The organism is Bradyrhizobium sp. CFUWI (genome assembly GCF_056429085.1).
On the sequence record NZ_JBWJZE010000103.1, the window covers coordinates 1 to 1211 of the forward strand.

Annotated in this window: 1 protein-coding gene; it reads right to left on the reverse strand. The window is 63.7% G+C overall.

Annotation, left to right across the window (positions count from 1 at the left end):
• Nucleotides 1-61 precede the first annotated feature (61 nt).
• Nucleotides 62-1197 (reverse strand): IS3 family transposase gene (locus AC066S_RS38860; protein ID WP_478271916.1). Its coding sequence is split into 2 segments (ribosomal slippage): nt 62-939 and nt 939-1197, totalling 1137 coding nucleotides; the frame shifts between segments, so codons are not numbered across the junction.
• Nucleotides 1198-1211: the final 14 nt, after the last annotated feature.

Below are 1211 nucleotides of genomic sequence, written 5' to 3' on the forward strand. Positions count from 1 at the left end.
TGAGCTGGCCCCGGTTGTCTGAACAGAATATCCGCGTCGATAAGTGGAGCCTCTGCCGGGGTTAGGCTGCCGTGCGGAGCGGCAGCGGGGTGAAGTAGGCTTGATCCGGTGTGCTGCCGTCAAGGCTCGAATGTGGACGGCGGCAATTGTAGAAGTCCAGATAGCGGCCAATCGAGGCGCGAGCGTCGCTGACGCTGTCGTAGGCCCGCAGATACACCTCCTCGTATTTGACGCTGCGCCACAGCCGCTCAACGAACACGTTGTCCCGCCAGGCGCCCCGGCCGTCCATACTGATGGCGATGCCGTTGTCGGTGAGCACGCCGGTGAACGCCGCGCCGGTAAACTGCGAGCCTTGGTCGGTGTTGAAGATCTCGGGCTTGCCGTGACGGGCCAGGGCATCTTCCAGTGTCGCGACGCAGAATGCCGCCTCCATGGTGATCGACAGCCGCCACGACAGAACCCGGCGGGTCGCCCAGTCCAGCACCACGGCCAGATAGACGAAGCCTCGCGCCATCGGGATGTACGTGATGTCCATCGCCCAGACCTGGTTCGGGCGCGTGATCTCCATGCCGCGCAGCAGATAGGGATAGATCTTGTGGCCGGGCTCGGGCTGGGTGGTGCGCGGCCGGCGGTAGAGCGCCTCTATCCCCATCCGCCGCATCAGCGTTTTGACATGCCGGCGGCCGACCTTGCACCCCTCGGCAGCCAGCAGGCCTCGCAGCATTCGCGAACCGGCGAAGGGAAACTCCAGATGCAGCCGGTCGAGCCTTTGCATCAGCGCGAGGTCTTTGGGCGGCACTGGACGCGGCAGATAGTAGACGCTGCCGCGGCTGATGTTCAGAGCTTCCGCCTGCTTGCTGAGCGGCAGATCGTGTTCACGGTCGATCATCGCTTTGCGCTCAGCAATCCCGCCTTGGTGAGCGCTCCTTCTAAAAAATCGTTCTCCAGCGTCAACTCGCCGATCTTGGCGTGCAGCGACTTCACGTCGACGGTGGGTTCGGCGATCCGACTCCCGCCGCCCGGACCGAAAACATCGGCAGCGCTGCCTTCGAGCTGGGCCTTCCACGATGTGATCTGATTGGGGTGAACGTCGAACTGCTCCGCCAGTTGCGCCAGCGTGCGGTCACCCTTGACGGCGGCAAGTGCCACCTTCGCCTTGAAAGCCGGAGTGTGGTTCCGCCGTGCTCGTCTGCTCATCGTCTCTCCTGATT